A 17163-nucleotide genomic window follows, 5' to 3' on the forward strand; every position below is an offset into this window, starting at 1 on the left:
GGACCGGGGCGGCGCACTTGCCTCGCCGCTTACGGCCTGGTGCGCTATCGCGCACCAGGCCGTTACTGGTTCTGCGGCGGCAGCGCTGCGATGAAGGGGTGGTCGCGCTCGATCAGGCCGAGCTTGGAAGCACCACCGGGAGAGCCGAGCTCGTCGAAGAAATCGACGTTCGCCTTGTAGTAGTCCTTCCACTCCTCCGGGGTGTCGTCCTCGTAGAAGATGGCCTCAACCGGGCAGACCGGCTCACAGGCACCACAGTCGACGCATTCGTCCGGGTGGATGTACAAGGACCGGGAGCCCTCGTAGATGCAGTCGACCGGGCACTCCTCGATGCACGCCTTGTCCTTGACGTCGACACAAGGCTGCGCGATGACGTAGGTCACGCTGTCGTTCCTCCTCGATAGGGCGCGGCGGGCCGATCTGCGGCTCCGTCGCGTGGCGCGCGGGAGCGCGGCGTCGTCGATGCCCGCCTCTAGTATCTCCGTTCCCGGGCACGATCCGAACAGGAGGGGCGGACAGAGCTGTGGAATTCACTACCGGCGGACGGCTTGAGGTCCGTATTGCGCCTTCCGACGTGGGCAAACGTGTATCAGTCAGGCGTCTCGACGAAGCCGGGGCTCCCGGCGCGAAGTTCACCGACACGGTCGGTGTTCTCACATCCTGGGACGACGGTGTGCTGTCGATCACACGACGCGGCGGTGAGTCGGTCCGTATCGACGAATCCGCCCTGGTCGCCGGCAAGGTCGTCCCCGCCGCTCCGGCGCGGCGGCGCGGTCCCGCGGCGGACTTCGCGGAGCTTGCTCAGGCCTGCGCACGCGCCTGGCAGCCGCTGGAGAGCGAGCCGCTCGGCCAGTGGCAGCTGCGGGCCGCCGGCGGCTTCACCCGGCGCGCCAACTCTGCGCTGCCCCTCGGCGATCCCGGGATGCCGGTCGGCGCGGCGCTGGGGCGGGTACGTGAGTGGTACGCGGCGCGCGGGCTTCCCCCGTACATCCAGGTGTCCACCGGGGCCGAGGGCACGCAGGAACGTCTCGTCGCCGAGCTGGAGCGGCTCGCATGGACGCGCGAAGTCAGCGCGGAGGTACGGATCGCCGCGCTCGCACCGATCGGGGACCTGGACGCGGACACCTCGCGGGTACGTCTCGACCGGACCTGCGACGCGGCCTGGCTCGCCCGCTACCAGCGTTCCGCCGAGCCGGCCGTCCACGTCCTGAAGGTGCTCGGGGCCGGGCCCTCCGTGTGGTTCGCGTCCGTTCCGGGCGACGGGGAGGTGCCCGCGGCGATCGGGCGGTGCGTGGTGGACGGGCGGTGGGCCGGGTTCATGGCCGTCGAGGTCGACCCTGCCCAGCGGCGCCGGGGCCTGGCCTCCGCCGTCATGACGGCGCTCGCCCGGCAGGCACTGGACGAGGGGGCCTCCGCGGCGTGGCTCCAGGTCGAGTCGGACAACGAGGCGGCGCGGGCCCTGTACGACCGGATGGGCTTCACCACCCACCACAGCTACCACCACTTCCGACCGGCCTAGGCGGTACGAGACGCATGCGACCCACCGAATCCGAGCGGCGCCGACGGTTCGCCGAGGAAGCCCGCTCCGAGCGGCCCGACCTCGCGCTGCTGTGCCTTCTGGTGGGGGCGGAGGGGGACGCTTCGCTGGACGAGGCCGGGATGGACGCGGTCGAGATCGAACTCGACCGGCTGGCGGGGCTCCTGCCGTTCGGGCCCGGCGGGGCGCGGGGGTGGGCCGACGCGGTGTCCCGGCTGCTGGGGGCGCAGTGCGGGTTCGGGGGGACGCCGGGCGACTATCAGCGGCTGGAGTCCTCGCTGCTGCACGAGGTGCTGCGGCGGCGGCGCGGCCTGCCGATCCTGCTGTCCGTGGTGTGGATCGAGGTCGCGCGGCGGGCGGGGGCGCCGGTGTACGGGGTCGCGCTGCCGGGGCACTTCGTGGTGGGCTTCGGGGCGGCGGGCTCCGGGGCGGCCGAGGACCAGGTGCTGGTAGACCCCTTCGACGGGGGGCGGCTGTTGACGGGGGCGGATGCGGAGTTGCTGGTGGCGGGGGCCACGGGGGTGCCGCTGGACCGTTCGATGCTGGGGCCGGCGGATCCGCTGGAGATCGTGCTGCGAATCCTGAACAACATCCGGGCGTGGGCGGCGGCGCGGCCGGAGCGTACCGACGTACAGCTGTGGGCGGTGGAGCTGTCACTGCTGCTGCCGGCGCATCCGGCGCGGCTGCGGTACGAACGCGGGCAGCTGCTGGCGCAGCGGGGGGACTTCCTGGGCGGGGCGGCGGAGATGGAGGCGTACGCGGAGATCCTGGCGGAGGCGGAGCCTGCTGCGGCGGAGTCGGTGCGGAGGCGGGCGGGAGCGGCGCGGGCCCGCCTGAACTGAGCGGGCGCCTTGAGCGGCGGGCTGCGAGTGGCTGGGCCCGGTGGGGGGCGGGCCCTGGGTGGCCCAGGTGCCGGGGGCGGGCCCGGTGTGGGCCCCGGTGGGGTGGCGGGGCGGGCCCGGTGGGGTGGCGGGGCGGGCCCGGTGGGGGTGGCGGGGGCGGGCCGCTACGGGGGCGGTATTCGGGACTGCATGATTTAGGCGCGATCCGGGGGCACGGAAGGCGACGCCCACTCCCTGCGCCACACATCACGCTCTACGTCCCGAACACCACCCCCTCCGCGACCCACCCCCTCACGCCGGTGGACACGTGCGGGACACGGAGCTGCCCGGGCAGAGGTGCTACTCGCCAGTGCGGCGGCGTCCGCCCGGGCGGGGGCCGGGCTGCTCCCGCCCCCGCGGGGGCCGTTCATCGCGCCGCAGCCGTGCGGGCGGGACCCGCAGGAAAACCCCGGCCCGTCAGTTCGGGTTGAGGCTGATCTCCTGGATGCGGTCCGCCGGGGTCTTGCCCAGGAGTGCGGGGCGCATCGCCTGGGCTACGTCGTCCGCCGTCACGGGGTACTTGTTGCCGTCGCCCTTGGTGATCTCGACGCCGTCGAACACCCCCTCCAGGAGCTGCTCGATCGCCGGCTTGTTGTAGACATCCACCAGGCGGCCGTCGATCGGCTTCATCGAGAGGATCTTCGGCAGTGACCTCTCCGGGCCGAACTGGATCTGCTTGCCGCCCGCCTTGATCGTGATCAGACCGGACATGGCCGGTGTGGCGAACTCCGCCATGGCGCGGTCGAGTTCGACCTGGCCGATCGACGGTTCCTTGACGACGACGGGGAGTTCGACCGTGTTCGGCCTGCCCGTTTCCACCTGGGCGCGGTACGCGTCCTTGACCGAGATCATGGACCGGGCCACGTCGAGCTGCTTGCCCGCCTTGCCGGGTACGGCGACCGCCTTGCCGGGTACGAACTTGATCGTGCCCTCGCCGGCCGTGCCCGAGTTGCCGGCCAGGTCCGCCAGCGCGACGCTCAGCTTCTCCTCGTCGACGGGGATGACGGGTTCGGCGACCCGCTCACGGCCGAAGAGGGAGCCGATCACCGAGACGGGGTTGTAATCGCTGCCCGCCGCGCCCCGCACGGTTTCCTGGCTGTCCAGGGTGAGGCCCGCGTTGGACGGCGGAAGCTCTGTCTGCTTGCCGTCGACGGTGAGCACGAGCGGCGCCGCGGCCCGCTTACCGAAGGCCGCGTCGAGCTTGCCGGCCGCCTCCTCCCGGGTGCCCCCGCCGATGTCGACGCCCAGGACCGTGGTGCCCTTGGGTACGTCGGAGTGGTTCATCAGGAGCCCCGCACCGTAGGCGACACCCACGAGGCCCACCACACCCACCGAGGCCAGGACCAGCTTGGAGCGGCCCTGCTTGGCGGAGGGGCGGGAGGTGGTGGCGGGGGGTGTGGTGGGGGTGGCAGGCGCGGCCGTGCGGTCGTCCGGGTGCGGGATCGGGGTGGTGGCGAAGGGGGAGGGCCGGCCCGCCGACGGGACCACGGGAACGCCGCTGGTGAGCGTGTCACCGGAGACGTTGCCGCCCGCCGGGGCGCCGGGCGCCGGGGTCTGCGGGGTCAGTACCGCCGTGTCGTCGGACATCCGGGGCGGGACGGGAGCGCCGGAGGCGCCCGGCGGACGTACGCCATCGGCCGGGCGGGGCCCGGCGAGGGGCCGCGCGGACGGGGCGTCGGCGGCCACCGGGCCGCCGCGGTAGGGCGAACCCGCCGGGGCAGGCGCGTCGTCGAGCGTGGGGCCGGGGTAGGCAGCGGCGGCGGAGGCGCCAGGGCCCGCGAAGGGCGAGCTGCCGGTCACGGGGCCCGTCGTGGGACCGGAAGGACCCGCGGCACCCACTGGACCGGCGGTGCGGCGCGGCAGCGGTGGCTCGGCCCCGCCCTGCGGGGTTTCCGGCGTGAAGTACGGGAGGTCGGGGCGGTCGCCGCCCGGCGCCGGGGCGGATGGGGCAGCCGAGGCCGCGACGGGACCCGGTGACGACTTGCGCGGGGCGAACCAGTCGCTGGCCGGCGGCAGGTCCTCCCCCGGCCCGGTCTCGGTCCGCTGCGCTGCCGCAGGCGCGGCGGGCGGCGCGTCGCGCTTCGGCTCGGGCGGGCGGGGGGGGCTTCCGGTGTGCTCGCCCTCCCCGGCGGGGCGTCCGACACGCGGGCCCGCGGAAGGCGCGGAGGCGCGGGCGGACGGCGTGGCGGCCGAGGTGGGTGATGACGGCGGATCGACGTCACCCATGGGCGTACGCATGACGACCGGCGGGATCGGCCGCGACCCGGGAATGTTGATCCGGATGCGCGTGGTCAGCGTGGTCTCGGTCCTGGGCTCGTCCGGTTCCACCGGCGTCTCCTCCGGAGCGTCCTGCGCGGGATGCGGCGACGGATACTGGCGGGATCCGTACGGCGGCGTGCCCGAGGGGTACGCGGCTCCGCCACGCCCCTGGGGGCCGGAGGACGAACTGTCAGTTTCACGACTCAAGGCAGGTTCTCCCGGTTAGCTCCGCTCGCCCGCTCTTACCTGGTACTGCGGGCGGCTCGGCGGCGCGCACCACCATACTGGCCGAGGCCGAAAGGCGCCCCGTACCCCGGCCCGCGGGGCTCCGGCGGCTGCTCGGGCGCGTCGCACGAGCGGTCGATTCGCGACGAATTCACGGTCTGTTCACGGACTCAAGTGGTGCGTCATTTGCCAAGTCGGGCGCTCCCCATGGCCGGTTGGGGAAGCGACAGCACCGTGGCACAGATCACAGCGATGCCCATGCCGCCCAGCATGTAGGCGTACGAGATACCGGTTCCGCCGATGAGCAGGTCGCCTTCGGGGCGGCTGACGGTCATCGCGATGACGGCGACGAGCCAGCCGGTTGCGGCCGCGCCGACACCGGACTTGGCGCCCATCGCGGACATGCCGCCGTAGAAGGCGGCCGCCGTGGCGAGCAGCGCGAGCAGCAGGCCGCCGGGCGCCCACGCCGCGTGCACGAGTACGCCCGCCGCGCCGGCGAGTGCGCCGATGAGGACGAGGAGGGCGTACGCGGCCACGCGCGCCGGGGTCACGGCGTGACTCCGGCGAAGAGGTCGCTCTCGCGGCCGTCGGCGGGGTTGTCGCCGCGTTCGCCGCGGGCCAGCTCGTAGAACTCCGTGGTGAGGATGGGCTGTCCCAGATTGTTGGAGAGTGCGAAGAAGGCGCCGTCGACGGCGACCTGGGTGGCATGGGCGCGCATCGCGTCGGTCTTCGCGGTGGCGTACGCCGTACCGTCGATCTCCGTGGTGATCTCCGCGCCGTCGACCACGCCGGGGATGTCGTCCACCGCGCCGGCGGCGGGGAAGTCCGTGGTGGCGCGCAGCCGTGCGAAGCCGTCCTCGGCGAAGGCACGCTCGACCCGGTTCCAGTAGATCTTGGCGATGGTGTGCGGTGCGCCGAGGTCGCGGCGGAACTCGGCGTAGGACGCCAGCTCCGCGGCGCGCATCGCCACCCGGTGGGCCTGGATGTGGTCCGGGTGGCCGTAGCCGCCGTTCGGGTCGTAGGTGACCAGGACCTGCGGGCGTAGGGAACGGATCACCTCGACGAGGTACGCCGCCGCCTCGTCCACCGGCGTGCGCCAGAAGGCGTTTTCGCGGCGGTTCTGGTCGGTGCCCATCATCCCGGAGTCGCGGAACCGGCCGGGGCCGCCGAGGAAGCGGTGGTCGGTGACCCCCAGTTCCCGCATCGCGGCCCTCAGTTCGGCGATGCGATGGGCGCCGAGGGTGTCGTCGCGGTCGGCCGTCAGGTGGGCGAGGGCGGGCGGGATGACCTCGCCCTCTTCGCCGAGGGTGCAGGTCACCAGGGTGACCTGGGCGCCCTCGGCGGCGTACTTGGCCATGGTGGCGCCGTTGTTGATCGACTCGTCGTCCGGGTGCGCGTGCACCAGAAGCAGACGACGGGCAGGGTGGTCCGTCATGGGGACCACCCTACGAGGCTCCGCTCAGAACTTGATGCCGCCGAGCATCCCTGCCACGTTCGTGGTCAGTTCGTTGATCGTCGGGGCGACGGACGAGCTCGCGAGGTAGAAGCCGAGCAGGACGCAGACCACCGCATGTCCGGCTTTCAGGCCCGACTTCCTGACCATCAGGATGACGATGATCGCCAACAGCACTACCGCCGAAATCGAGAGTGCCACGGCGGTTCACCTCCACTTGTTCCGGCCGGATCAGGCATGGATCGGGCATGACGTCAGTCGCCGGCGGGTTCATACCCACCAAGCGCTACGGATCATAACTATCCGTGCCTACGCATTGTTCGGTGCACAGCAGCACGAGGGGCGCATGGGAGGGGGCGCCCCCGGGCCGGGGCGGTAGCTTCGGGCGCATGATGTCGCAGCAGCTCTCCTTCCCCCGGCAGCACGCCAGGACCCAGCGGTTCACCCTCGGGGCGCCGCGCGCGTTCACGGTGTCGCCGGACGGGACCCGTGTGGTGTTCCTCCGCTCCTCATCGGGCACCGACCGGGCCAACAAGCTCTGGGTGCTCGGCCTGGAGGGGGGCGCGCGGGAGCGCATCGCCGCGGACCCCGCCGAGCTGCTCGGGGGCGCGGCGGAACGGCTGTCCGCGCGGGAGCGGGCCCGCCGTGAGCGCAGCCGCGAGGGGGCGGCGGGGATCGTCTCGTACGCCGTGGACGCGGCCGTCGAGCTGGCGGTGTTCGCCCTGTCGGGGCGGCTGTTCGCGGCCGAGCTGCGGGCCGGCAGCGCGCGGGAGCTGCCCGCGGCCGGGCCGGTTCTCGACCCGCGCCCCTCGCCGGACGGGCGGCAGGTGGCGTACGTCGCCGGGGGCGCCCTGCGGGTGATCGGCGCGGAGGGCGACGGGGACCGGGTGCTCGCCGAGCCGGAGGACGCGCACACGACGTACGGGCTCGCGGAGTTCGTCGCGGCGGAGGAGATGTCCCGCTCGCGCGGCTTCTGGTGGTCGCCCGCCTCGGACCGCCTGCTGGTCGCCCGCGCGGACGACGCCGCCGTGGGCCGCTGGTGGATCGCGGACCCGGCGCATCCGGAGCGCGAGCCGGAGCGGGTGGCGTACCCGGCGGCGGGGACGCCCAACGCCGAGGTGCGGCTCTTCGTGTACGGGCTGGACGGGGCCCGCACCGAGGTGGTGTGGGACCGCGCCCGGTATCCGTATCTGGCGCGGGTCCACTGGTCGGACGCGGGGGCACCGCTGCTGCTGGTCCAGGCGCGCGATCAGCGCAGCCAGTTGCACCTGGCGGTGGACACGGAGTCCGGGGCCACCCGGATGGTCCACGTGGACGAGGACCCGGTATGGCTGGATCTTTTCGACGGGGTCCCGGTCTGGGCGCCGGACGGGCGACTCGTACGGATCGCGGACGAGGGCGGGGCGCGGGTGCTGGCCGTGGGCGACCGCGCGCTGACGGGCCCGCAGTTGCAGGTGCGGGCGGTGCTGGACGTATCGGACGGTGACGTGCTGATTTCGGCGTCGGCGGGCGCGGAGGCGGCCGAGGCGCAGACCGGAGAGGTGCACGTCTACCGGGTCAACGAGCTGGGCGTGGAGCGGCTTTCGGAGGGCCCCGGGGTGCACACGGCGGTCCGGGCGGGCGGGGTGACGGTGCTGGCGTCGGCGCGGCCGGAAAGCAGCGGCACGGTGGTTCGGGTACTGCGGGACGGCAAGGGTGAGGCGGAGGTCGCGTCGTACGCCGATCAACCGGTGCTGCGGGCGCGGGTGCGGCTCACCGAGGGGGGCGCGCGGCGGATCCCGTGCGCCGTCCTGCTCCCCTCGACGTACACGGAAGGGGACGGGCCGCTTCCGGTGCTGATGGACCCGTACGGCGGGCCGCACGGTGCGCGCGTGGTCGCCGCGCACAACGCCCACCTCACCTCGCAGTGGTTCGCCGACCAGGGCTTCGCGGTGGTCGTCGCCGACGGTCGTGGCACCCCCGGCCGCTCCCCCGGCTGGGAGAAGGCGGTCAGGGACGACCTCACGCTGACGCTCGACGACCAGATCGAGGCGTTGCGGGGGCTGGCGGCGGACTTTCCGCTGGACCTCGGGCGGGTGGCGATCCGCGGCTGGTCGTACGGCGGCTACCTGGCGGCCCTCGCGGTGCTGCGCCGGCCGGACGTCTTCCATGCGGGCATCGCGGGTGCGCCGGTCACCGACTGGCGGCTGTACGACACGCACTACACGGAGCGCTACCTGGGTGATCCGGGGGCGCGGCCGCAGGTGTACGCGGCGAACTCGCTGGTCACCGACGAGGGGTTGTCCGGGGCTGCCGAAGTCGGTCCGTATCGGCCGCTGATGGTCGTGCACGGCCTGGCCGACGACAACGTGGTGATGGCGCACACGCTGCGGCTCTCGTCGGCGCTGCTGGCGGCGGGGCGGCCGCACGAGGTGCTGCCGTTGTCCGGGGTGACGCACATGACGCCGCAGGAGCAGGTCGCGGAGAACCTGCTGCTGCTCCAGGTGGACTTCCTGAAGCGGTCGCTGGGGTTGGGTTAGCGGGCTCCCGGGGCGTCCTTCGGGCGCGGCGCCGGGTCCGAGGGGCCCGGATCCGAGGGGCCCGGCTACGGGCCCGCCCCCTCCGCCGGCACCACCCGCTTCTCCTCCGCGAAGTGGCACGCCGAGTCGTGCGCCGCCGGTCCCCGCGTATCCCGGAACTCCGCCGGCACCGCCAGCAACGGCACCTCCAGCGCGCACCGGTCCCGCGCCTTCCAGCACCGGGTGCGGAACCGGCACCCCGACGGAATGTTCGCCGGCGACGGTACGTCGCCCGACAGCAGAATCCGCTCCCGGTGCTCCCGCGCCTGCGGATCCGGCACCGGGACCGCCGACAGCAGCGCCTGGGTGTACGGGTGCGTCGGGTGGTCGTAGATCTCCGCGTCCCTGCCGGTCTCGACGATCCGCCCCAGGTACATCACCGCGACCCGGTCGGAGATGTGCCGCACGATCGACAGGTCGTGCGCGATGAAGAGGTAACTCAGACCGAACTCGCTCTGCAGCTTGTCCAGCAGGTTGATGACCTGCGCCTGGACCGACACGTCGAGCGCCGACACGGGCTCGTCCGCCACGATGATCTCCGGCTGGAGCGCGAGGCCGCGCGCGATGCCGATCCGCTGCCGCTGCCCGCCGCTGAACTGGTGCGGGTAGCGGTTGATGTACTCCGGGTTGAGCCCGACGACGTCCAGCAGCTCCTGGACCTTCCGGCGGCGGTCGCCCTTCGGCGCCACCTCCGGATGGATGTCGTACGGCTCCCCGATGATGTCGCCCACCGTCATACGGGGGTTGAGCGAGGTGTACGGGTCCTGGAACACCATCTGGATGTTGCGCCGGACCGCCTTCAGCGCGCGCCCGGACAGCTTGGTGATGTCCTGACCCTTGTACCGGATCGACCCGGACGTCGGACGCTCCAGGTGCACCAGCATCTTGGCGAGGGTGGACTTCCCGCAGCCCGACTCCCCCACCACGCCCAGCGTCTCGCCCGCCGCCAGGTCGAGATCGACGCCGTCGACCGCCCGGACCGTGCCCACCTGCTTCTTGAACAGGACGCCCTGGGTGAGCGGGTAGTGCTTGTGCAGGTCGCGCACCTGAAGAATCGGCTCAGCCACGGAGCGCCTCCTGCCAGAAGTGGCACGCGCTTCCGCGTTCCTCGGACACCTCGTACAGCGGCGGTTCCTCGCTGCGGCACACGTCCCGGGCCAGCGGGCAGCGCGGGTTGAAGGCGCAGCCCGGCGGGATGTGCATCAGGTTCGGTGGCAGGCCCTTGATCGCGTACAGCTCCTGCCCCTTCTGGTCGAGGCGCGGGATCGACGCCAGCAGGCCCTTGGTGTACGGGTGGGCCGGTGCCCGGTAGATCTCGTGCACCGGGGAGGTCTCGACGATCCGCCCCGCGTACATGACCGCGATCTTGTCGGCGACGTCCGCGACGACGCCCAGGTCGTGGGTGATCAGGATCAGCCCCATGCCGAGCTCGCGCTGCAACTCCGCGAGCAGGTCCATGACCTGCGCCTGTACGGTCACGTCGAGCGCGGTCGTGGGTTCGTCCGCGATGATCAGCGAGGGCTCCAGGGCCAGCGCCATCGCGATCATGATGCGCTGGCGCATACCGCCGGAGAACTGGTGCGGGTACTGCCCCACCCGCTCCTTGGCCGCCGGGATGCGCACCCGGTCCATCAGCTCGACGGCTTTCACCTTGGCGTCCTTGCGGGACATCCCCTGGTGGACGACGAACATCTCGCCGAGCTGTGCGCCCACGCTCAGCACGGGGTTCAGCGAGGACAGCGCGTCCTGGAAGATCATGGCCATCTCGCGGCCCCTGACCTTCCGGCGCTCGTCCTCCCCCAGCTTCAGCAGATCGCGGCCCTGGAAGAGGATCTCGCCGCCGGTGATCTTCCCGGGCGGCATGTCGAGGATCCCCATGACCGCCTGCGCGGTGACGGACTTCCCGGACCCCGACTCGCCGAGCACCGCCAGCGTCTCGCCCTCCGCCACCGAGTAGGTGACCCCGTTGACGGCTCTGGCGACCCCGTCGCGCATCCGGAACTCCACGTGCAGATCGCGCACTTCGAGCAGCGCCGCCGAGGCGGGCGTGGCGGGACCGGCCGGCGTGGCGGGCGTGGCGGGCGTGACGGGCGTCGCGGGCATCCGGGCTCCTCAGCGCAGCTTGGGGTCGAGGGCGTCGCGTACCGCGTCGCCGAGCATGATGAAGGCCAGCACCGTGATCGCCAGCGCGCCCGCCGGCCAGAGCAGCATGTGGGGTGCGTTGCGGATGTTCGGGGACGCCGCCGAGATGTCGATGCCCCAGGACACCGCGGGGGGCTTCAGGCCGACGCCGAGGTAGGAGAGGGTCGCCTCCAGCGCGATGTACGTACCCAGGGCGATCGTCGCCACGACGATGACCGGGGCGATGGCGTTGGGCGTGACGTGCCGCAGCAGCATCCGCGCGTTGCTCGCGCCGAGCGCCCGCGCCGCCTGCACGTAGTCGTTCTGCTTGGCCGTGATGACAGAGCCGCGCGCGATGCGGGCGATCTGCGGCCAGCCCAGCAGCACGATGAACCCGATCACCGGCCAGACCGTGGTGCTGGTGACGACCGACAGGAAGACGAGGCCGCCGAGGACGACGGGGATGCCGAAGAAGACGTCGGTGATCCGGGACAGCAGGGCGTCCCAGCCGCCCCCGAAGAACCCGGCGAGCCCGCCGAGGATGCTGCCGATCAGGGCCACCCCGAGCGTGGAACAGACGCCGACCGTCACCGAGGTCCTGGCGCCGTACACGGTCCGGGTGTAGACGTCGCAGCCCTGGCCGTCGAAGCCGAAGGGGTGGCCGGGCTGGGAGCCCTCCTGTGCCTTGGCCAGATCGCACTGGAGCGGGTTGCCGCTCGCGATCAGTGAGGGCCACAGGGAGATCACCACGAGGAAGGCGATGACGAGCCCGGAGACGAGGAAGACGGGGTTGCGGCGCAGATCGTGCCAGGCGTCGGACCACAGGCTGCGCGGCTTGTTCGCCGGCCCGGTGCCCTGTGGGCCGCCCGGCGTCCCCGCCGCGCCCTCGATCGCCTCCCCCTCCTGCATCGCGAGGTCAATCGCACCGCCGGCGCCGGCCGCGGAGATCGCTTCGTCCGGTTCATGGCGGGGCTCAGGCATACCGGATCCTCGGGTCGAGTACGGCGTACAAGAGGTCGACGACCAGGTTCGCCAGCAGGAAGACCAGCACCAGGACCGTGACGAAGCCGACGACGGTCTGGGAGCTCTGGCGGACGATGCCCTGGTAGAGCTGGTATCCGACCCCGTGGATGTTGAAGATCCGCTCGGTGACGATGGCGCCGCCCATCAGTGCGCCCACGTCGGTCCCGATGAAGGTGACGACGGGGATCAGCGAGTTGCGCAGCAGATGGCGCGAGACCACCCGGCGCCTGGGCAGGCCCTTGGCGACGGCGGTGCGGACGTAGTCGGCGCGGCGGTTCTCGGCGACGGAGGTCCTGGTGAGGCGGGTGACGTACGCCAGCGAGACCGAGGCCAGGACCAGGCCGGGGATCAGCAGTTCGTCGATCGTGGCCTGGGGCGAGACGGCCGGTTTGATGAGCCCCCACTTCACTCCGAGCAGCAGCTGGAGCAGCAGGCCGGTGACGAAGGTGGGGATCGAGATCACCACGAGCGTCAGCAGCAGCACCCCGGTGTCGACGGGGCGGCCGCGGCGCAGGCCGGTGAGCACGCCCAGGGTGATGCCGATGACGATCTCGAAGACGATGGCGACGAGGGTGAGCCGGATGGTGACGGGGAACGCGGTCGCCATCAGCTCGGTGACTTCCTGGCCGTTGAAGGCGGTGCCGAAGTCGCCGGTGAAGACGTTGCCCATGTACGTCAGGTACTGCTGCCACACCGGCTTGTCGAGGCCGAAATCGGCGCGCAGCTGAGCCGCGGTGGAGGGGGCGCACTGCCGGTCGCCGCACAGGCCCGCGATGGGGTCGCCCATCACGTTCACCATCAGGAAGATCAGCAGGGTGGCGCCGAAGAAGACCGGGATCATCTGCAGCAGACGCCGGATCACATAGCGTCCCATGAGGGCTCCGTCCGGTTCCGGGGGTCGTAATGTCTCGGGGGAAGCGCGGGGACCCGGCGCGCCGGGGTACGCCGGACCGACCGCCTCTTCGCCGTGTCAGCTTCTCGCCGTGTCAGCCGACCTTGATCTCGCCGTAGACGGGCACGCTGAACGGGTTCAGCTCCACGTTGCTGATCCGGTCCGAGTGGCCTGCGCTGCCGTTCTGGTACCAGAGCGGGATGGCGGCCATCTCGTCGCGTACGACCTCTTCGGCCTGCTGAAACTTCTCGACGGCCCGGGCGGGGTCTTCCTCGGCGTTGGCGGCGTTGACCAGCTTGTCGAACTTCTCGCTGGTCCACTTGCCGTCGTTGGACGAGGCGTTGGTGTAGTACAGCGGCTCCAGGAAGTTCTGGATCAGCGGGTAGTCCATCTGCCAGCCGGCCCGGAAGGGACCCGACATCTTGAGCTGGGTGATCTGGTTGCGGTAGTCGGCGAAGGTGCCGACGGGGTTGCCGGTGCAGGCCCTGTCCTGGTCCAGGGCGTTGTTGATGCTGTTGCAGACGGCGTCGATCCACTCCTTGTGGGAGCCGGTGTCCGCGTTGTACGTGATCGTCATCGTGCCGCCGGGGATCCCGCCGCCCTCCTTGACCAGCTTCTTCGCCTCGGCCGCGTTGAACTCGCAGGCCTCGCCGCACAGCGAGTCGTCGAAGCCGCCGTCCTTGCCGAGGACGGGGGAGGTCCAGTCCTTGGCGGGGGTGCGGGTCTTCTGGAAGATCGTGTCGGTGATCTGTTCCCGGTTGATCGCCATGGACAGCCCCTTGCGGACCTTCTCCACGCCGTCCGCGTCCCACTTCTTGTCGTAGAAGGGGAAGGAGAGGGTCTGGATGATGCCGGCCGGGGTGTTGATGTACCGGTCACCGAGGTCGGCCTGCACGTTCTTCAGCTGCGAGGCGGGCACGTCGTCGACGAGGTCGAGGTTTCCGGCGGTGAGGTCGGTGTAGGCGGTGTTGTTGTCGGTGTAGACCTTCAGATCCACCCCTTCGTTACGCGCCTTGTCCGGCCCCGGGTACTCCTTCCAGGTGCGCAGGCTCATCTGGGAGCCCTTGGCGTAGGAGTCGACGGTGTACGGGCCGTTGCCGACCGGCTTGGACAGCCAGGCGTCGTGGTCGTCGAAGAAGGCCCTGGGCAGCGGGGCGAAGGCGGCGTAACCGAGGGTCTCGGGCCAGGTGGAGAACTTCTGTGTCAGCTTCACGGTGAAGGTCTTGTCGTCCTTGACCTTGAGCCCCGACATGGTCTCGGCGGTGGCCTTGCCCTCCTCCGGGTGGACGTCCTCGTACCCCTCGATGTAGCCGAAGAAGTAGGCGTTCTTCTGGTTGTTCTTCAGGGCGGCGCCGTAGTTCCAGGCGTCGACGAAGGACTTGGCGGTGACCTTCTCGCCGTTGCTGAACGTCCAGTCCTTCAGCGTGACGGTGAAGTTCCGCGAGTCCGTGGTGTCGATCTTCTCGGCCACCCAGTCCTGGGCCTCGCCGGTCTTCGGGTCGTACCGCTTGAGGCCGCGGAAGACCATGTCGAGGACCTTGCCGCCCTGCACCTCGTTGGTGTTGGCGGGCTCCAGCGGGTTCTGCGGGTCGCCCCACGACGAACTGACCACCCCCGCCGTGCCACTGCCACCACCGTCGTCGCTCCCGCCGCACGCCGTCGCCGCGAGCGCGACGGCTACGGCACCTGCGGCCCACTTGACCTGCGTGGCTCCGCGCATGGGGATCCCTCCTGGGGTCCTTGAGGTCTCACGTAGCACCCATAGCACCCCGAACGGGCATGCAACGCACGCCGACCGCACCCGTCCGCGCGCGCACATCGAAACCGACCGCGTCGACGACTACCCCCCGGGCACCGTGACCGTCGACATCGACGACGAGCGAATCGACGACTGACGCGCGAGGGAAGGCGTCGGCGCCGAACTCAGCAGCCGCCCAAGCAAGACGCTCGGCCGGGAAACCCCAGCCGAGCGTCGGTCTGAACCCGTCGGGGCTCAAGGGTGAGGCAGCTACACCGCGTGCACGACGTTCTTCTCCTCGGCGAAGTGGCACGCCGACTCGTGCGCCGCCGGGGTGTCCGAGGACTTGAAACGCTCGGGGATCGCCAGCAGCGGGATCTCCTCCGCGCACTTGTCCTGCGCCTTCCAGCAGCGCGTACGGAAACGGCAGCCCGACGGCGGGTTCGCCGGGGACGGCACGTCGCCGGTGAGGATGATCCGCTCGCGGCCCTCGCGGGCCTCCGGGTCGGGGACCGGGACCGCCGACAGCAGCGCCTGGGTGTAGGGGTGCGTCGGGTGGTCGTAGATCTCCGCGTCCGTACCGATCTCGGCCATCTTGCCGAGGTACATGACGCCGACCCGGTCCGAGATGTGCCGGACGATCGACAGGTCGTGCGCGATGAAGAGGTAGGACAGGTTGAACTCGTCCTGGAGCTTCTCCATCAGGTTGATGACCTGGGCCTGGACGGAGACGTCCAGCGCCGACACCGGCTCGTCGCAGATGATGATCTCCGGCTGGAGCGCGAGGCCGCGCGCGATGCCGATCCGCTGCCGCTGCCCGCCGGAGAACTGGTGCGGGTAGCGGTTGATGTACTCCGGGTTGAGCCCGACGACGTCCAGCAGCTCCTGGACCTTCCGGCGGCGGTCGCCCTTCGGCGCCACCTCCGGATGGATGTCGTACGGCTCCCCGATGATGTCGCCCACCGTCATACGGGGGTTGAGCGAGGTGTACGGGTCCTGGAACACCATCTGGATGTTGCGCCGGACCGCCTTCAGCGCGCGCCCGGACAGCTTGGTGATGTCCTGACCCTTGTAGAAGACCTCGCCGGCCGTCGCCGTCTCCAGCGTCATCAGCAGCTTGGCGACGGTGGACTTGCCACAGCCGGACTCGCCGACGATGCCGAGCGTCTCGCCCTGGTAGAGGTCGAAGGAGATGCCGTCGACCGCCCGGACCGCGCCGACCTGCTTCTTGAACAGGATGCCCTGGGTCAGCGGAAAGTGCTTGACCAGGTTGCGGACCTGGAGGATCGGTTCCCCGCGCTCCACCGGCGCCTCGATCGCGGCGACGGCCTCCTGGGTGGTGGAGGCGTCGAAGGTCTCGACGGCGGTGACGTTGGGGGTCGCGTCCAGGGCCTCGCCGTTCTTGCTGAGGTCAGCCATGGATCTGCTCCTTCCAGAAGTGGCACGCGCTGCCGCGGCCCGGCAGTTCGCCGCCGTCCCGCTCCGTGACGGGCAGCAGGGCCGGGATGTCCGTACGGCAGATGTCCTGCGCCTTCGGGCAGCGCGGGTTGAAGGCACAACCGGACGGGACCCTCAGCAGGTTGGGCGGCAGGCCCTTGATCGCGTAGAGCTCTTGGCCCTTCTGGTCCAGGCGCGGGATCGAGTCCAGCAGACCACGCGTGTACGGGTGCGCGGGGCGCTTGTACAGCTCGTGGACCGGGGCGGTCTCGACGATCCGGCCCGCGTACATGACCGCGATCTTGTCCGCGACGTCGGCGACCACGCCGAGGTCGTGGGTGATCAGGATCAGGCCCATGTTGTACTCGCGCTGAAGCTCCGCGAGCAGGTCCATGACCTGCGCCTGCACGGTCACGTCGAGCGCCGTGGTCGGCTCGTCCGCGATGATCAGGTCGGGCTCCAGGGCCAGCGCCATCGCGATCATGATGCGCTGGCGCATACCGCCGGAGAACTGGTGCGCGTAGTCGTCGACCCGCTCCTTCGCCGCCGGGATACGCACCCGGTCCATCAGGCCGATGGCCTTGGCCTTGGCGTCCTTCTTGGACAGGCCCTGGTGGACGCGGAACATCTCCGCGAGCTGGTAGCCCACGGTGAGCACGGGGTTGAGGGAGGACAGCGCGTCCTGGAAGATCATGGCGATCTTCTGGCCGCGGATCTTGCGCCGCTCCTCGTACCCCATGGTCAGCATGTCCTCGCCGCGGAAGAGGATCTCTCCCTGCGGGATACGGCCGGGCGGCATGTCGAGGATGCCCATGATGGCCTGCGCCGTCACGGACTTGCCGGAGCCGGACTCGCCGAGGACGGCGAGGGTCTCGCCGGCCGAGACGCTGTAGTTGACGCCGTTGACGGCCTTGACGACGCCGTCGCGGGTCTTGAACTCCACGTGCAGGTCACGGACGTCGAGCAGCGGTCCGCTGCTGTCGACCGAACCTCGGGGGGCGGGAACATCCGCCGTCTTGTCGATGATCGTCATGTACGT

The 17163-nt window shown here is 71.1% G+C and carries 16 protein-coding genes; 4 read left to right on the plus strand and 12 right to left on the minus strand.

What is annotated here, in order from left to right:
* Positions 1-62: 62 nt before the first annotated feature.
* Positions 63-383, minus strand: a complete 321-nt coding sequence (gene fdxA / locus ACU6WZ_RS08465) for a ferredoxin (protein ID WP_447032501.1) — start codon at positions 381-383, stop codon at positions 63-65.
* Between the two features lie 140 nt (positions 384-523).
* Here fdxA and ACU6WZ_RS08470 point away from each other — a divergent pair, with 140 nt between their 5' ends.
* Together ACU6WZ_RS08470 and ACU6WZ_RS08475 are read left to right on the plus strand one after the other, a co-directional pair.
* Positions 524-1519, plus strand: a complete 996-nt coding sequence (locus ACU6WZ_RS08470; RefSeq protein ID WP_447032502.1) for a GNAT family N-acetyltransferase — start codon at positions 524-526, stop codon at positions 1517-1519.
* Between the two features lie 14 nt (positions 1520-1533).
* Complete coding sequence (locus ACU6WZ_RS08475) at positions 1534-2379, plus strand: transglutaminase family protein (protein ID WP_447032503.1); 846 nt, start codon at positions 1534-1536, stop codon at positions 2377-2379.
* A gap of 456 nt (positions 2380-2835) precedes the next feature.
* Here the strand turns inward: ACU6WZ_RS08475 and ACU6WZ_RS08480 are convergent, their stop codons facing one another.
* From ACU6WZ_RS08480 to ACU6WZ_RS08495, 4 genes are all read right to left on the minus strand, one after another.
* Positions 2836-4884 carry a peptidoglycan binding domain-containing protein gene (locus ACU6WZ_RS08480; protein WP_447032504.1) on the minus strand — a complete coding sequence of 683 codons (2049 nt, stop codon included), beginning with the start codon at positions 4882-4884 and terminating at the stop codon, positions 2836-2838.
* Positions 4885-5084: 200 nt separating this feature from the next.
* Entirely contained in the window at positions 5085-5453 is a 369-nt protein-coding gene (locus ACU6WZ_RS08485; protein ID WP_447032505.1) for a DUF6113 family protein, read from the minus strand.
* Positions 5450-6337, minus strand: coding sequence for an N-acetyl-1-D-myo-inositol-2-amino-2-deoxy-alpha-D-glucopyranoside deacetylase (gene mshB, locus ACU6WZ_RS08490; protein WP_447032506.1), 888 nt, complete (start codon positions 6335-6337; stop codon positions 5450-5452). Before mshB ends, ACU6WZ_RS08485 begins: the two co-directional genes overlap by 4 nt.
* 24 nt (positions 6338-6361) lie before the next feature.
* On the minus strand, positions 6362-6556 hold the full coding sequence (locus tag ACU6WZ_RS08495; protein WP_447032507.1) for a hypothetical protein: 195 nt from the start codon (positions 6554-6556) through the stop codon (positions 6362-6364).
* 188 nt (positions 6557-6744) lie between these two features.
* Between ACU6WZ_RS08495 and ACU6WZ_RS08500 the strand changes: the two genes are divergently transcribed.
* Positions 6745-8874 carry a S9 family peptidase gene (locus ACU6WZ_RS08500; RefSeq protein WP_447032508.1) on the plus strand — a complete coding sequence of 710 codons (2130 nt, stop codon included), beginning with the start codon at positions 6745-6747 and terminating at the stop codon, positions 8872-8874.
* Positions 8875-8939: 65 nt separating this feature from the next.
* Here ACU6WZ_RS08500 and ACU6WZ_RS08505 read toward each other — a convergent pair whose 3' ends face one another.
* From ACU6WZ_RS08505 to ACU6WZ_RS08525, 5 genes are all read right to left on the minus strand, one after another.
* Positions 8940-9980 carry an ABC transporter ATP-binding protein gene (locus ACU6WZ_RS08505; protein WP_447032509.1) on the minus strand — a complete coding sequence of 347 codons (1041 nt, stop codon included), beginning with the start codon at positions 9978-9980 and terminating at the stop codon, positions 8940-8942.
* The gene (locus ACU6WZ_RS08510) at positions 9973-10908 is read right to left on the minus strand and encodes an ABC transporter ATP-binding protein (RefSeq protein WP_447033931.1); all 936 of its coding nucleotides are present in this window, start codon (positions 10906-10908) and stop codon (positions 9973-9975) included. The genes ACU6WZ_RS08505 and ACU6WZ_RS08510 overlap by 8 nt, the downstream gene beginning before the upstream one ends.
* 117 nt (positions 10909-11025) lie before the next feature.
* Complete coding sequence (locus ACU6WZ_RS08515) at positions 11026-12015, minus strand: ABC transporter permease (RefSeq protein WP_447032510.1); 990 nt, start codon at positions 12013-12015, stop codon at positions 11026-11028.
* Positions 12008-12931, minus strand: a complete 924-nt coding sequence (locus tag ACU6WZ_RS08520; protein ID WP_447032511.1) for an ABC transporter permease — start codon at positions 12929-12931, stop codon at positions 12008-12010. Before ACU6WZ_RS08520 ends, ACU6WZ_RS08515 begins: the two co-directional genes overlap by 8 nt.
* Positions 12932-13043: 112 nt before the next feature.
* Positions 13044-14669, minus strand: a complete 1626-nt coding sequence (locus ACU6WZ_RS08525; RefSeq protein WP_447032512.1) for a peptide ABC transporter substrate-binding protein — start codon at positions 14667-14669, stop codon at positions 13044-13046.
* On the opposite strand from ACU6WZ_RS08525, the gene ACU6WZ_RS08530 reads away from it, so the two are divergent.
* Positions 14668-14844, plus strand: coding sequence for a hypothetical protein (locus ACU6WZ_RS08530; protein ID WP_447032513.1), 177 nt, complete (start codon positions 14668-14670; stop codon positions 14842-14844). The two genes, ACU6WZ_RS08525 and ACU6WZ_RS08530, sit on opposite strands and share 2 nt — an antisense overlap.
* Before the next feature lie 113 nt (positions 14845-14957).
* On the opposite strand, the gene ACU6WZ_RS08535 is transcribed toward ACU6WZ_RS08530, so the two are convergent.
* Both ACU6WZ_RS08535 and ACU6WZ_RS08540 read right to left on the minus strand, forming a co-directional pair.
* On the minus strand, positions 14958-16106 hold the full coding sequence (locus ACU6WZ_RS08535) for an ABC transporter ATP-binding protein (RefSeq protein ID WP_447032514.1): 1149 nt from the start codon (positions 16104-16106) through the stop codon (positions 14958-14960).
* A complete protein-coding gene (locus tag ACU6WZ_RS08540) occupies positions 16099-17157 on the minus strand; it encodes an ABC transporter ATP-binding protein (RefSeq protein ID WP_447032515.1) in 1059 nt (352 codons plus the stop codon). The genes ACU6WZ_RS08535 and ACU6WZ_RS08540 overlap by 8 nt, the downstream gene beginning before the upstream one ends.
* Positions 17158-17163 lie beyond the last annotated feature (6 nt).

This window comes from Streptomyces hypolithicus, from assembly GCF_052934925.1.

Bases quoted from the DNA above. Each gene is read 5' to 3' on its own strand.
- ACU6WZ_RS08515 (WP_447032510.1), bottom strand. From the start codon at position 12,015: ATGCCTGAGCCCCGCCATGAACCGGACGAAGCGATCTCCGCGGCCGGC.
- ACU6WZ_RS08525 (WP_447032512.1), bottom strand. From the start codon at position 14,669: ATGCGCGGAGCCACGCAGGTCAAGTGGGCCGCAGGTGCCGTAGCCGTC.
- ACU6WZ_RS08500 (WP_447032508.1), top strand. From the start codon at position 6,745: ATGATGTCGCAGCAGCTCTCCTTCCCCCGGCAGCACGCCAGGACCCAG.
- ACU6WZ_RS08475 (WP_447032503.1), top strand. From the start codon at position 1,534: ATGCGACCCACCGAATCCGAGCGGCGCCGACGGTTCGCCGAGGAAGCC.
- ACU6WZ_RS08510 (WP_447033931.1), bottom strand. From the start codon at position 10,908: ATGCGCGACGGGGTCGCCAGAGCCGTCAACGGGGTCACCTACTCGGTG.
- ACU6WZ_RS08535 (WP_447032514.1), bottom strand. From the start codon at position 16,106: ATGGCTGACCTCAGCAAGAACGGCGAGGCCCTGGACGCGACCCCCAAC.
- ACU6WZ_RS08530 (WP_447032513.1), top strand. From the start codon at position 14,668: ATGGGGATCCCTCCTGGGGTCCTTGAGGTCTCACGTAGCACCCATAGC.
- mshB (WP_447032506.1), bottom strand. From the start codon at position 6,337: ATGACGGACCACCCTGCCCGTCGTCTGCTTCTGGTGCACGCGCACCCG.
- ACU6WZ_RS08520 (WP_447032511.1), bottom strand. From the start codon at position 12,931: ATGGGACGCTATGTGATCCGGCGTCTGCTGCAGATGATCCCGGTCTTC.
- ACU6WZ_RS08540 (WP_447032515.1), bottom strand. From the start codon at position 17,157: ATGACGATCATCGACAAGACGGCGGATGTTCCCGCCCCCCGAGGTTCG.